This window comes from Oerskovia turbata, assembly GCF_000718325.1.
Taxonomy (GTDB): domain Bacteria; phylum Actinomycetota; class Actinomycetes; order Actinomycetales; family Cellulomonadaceae; genus Oerskovia; species Oerskovia turbata.
Map to the genome: position 1 here is coordinate 1 of NZ_JOFV01000046.1, position 409 is coordinate 409.

At 67.0% G+C, this 409-nt stretch carries 1 tRNA gene; it reads left to right on the forward strand.

From position 1 onward, the window contains the following. Position 1 precedes the first annotated feature (1 nt). Positions 2-76, forward strand: a tRNA-Val gene (locus tag IE95_RS0118325). Positions 77-409 lie beyond the last annotated feature (333 nt).

The window sequence follows — 409 nt, forward strand, 5'->3', positions numbered from 1 at the left end:
TGGGCGATTGGCGCAGCGGTAGCGCGCTTCCCTGACACGGAAGAGGTCACTGGTTCGATCCCAGTATCGCCCACCACACAAAAGGCCGTCCCCACCGGGACGGCCTTTCGCCATTCCCGGACCCTGCACCCAGACCCGTCTCGTGGACCTGTCAGCGGCAGCCTCGCGCTCCGGACCCGCACGGACCGAGCTCGACCGAGTCCCCGGACAGGCCACTTCGCCCATCGTCCGCGGGCCGTGAGCCGCGACACCAAGCCCTCCACCCCTCCCACCTGGGGCTATTTGGACTCTTGCCCCATCTGTCGGCTAGAGTCTGTGACGCGCCGAAAAACGCCGGAGAGATCCGGTCGAGGTCGGTCGCGCGGACGTGGCTCAGTGGTAGAGCATCACCTTGCCAAGGTGAGGGTCG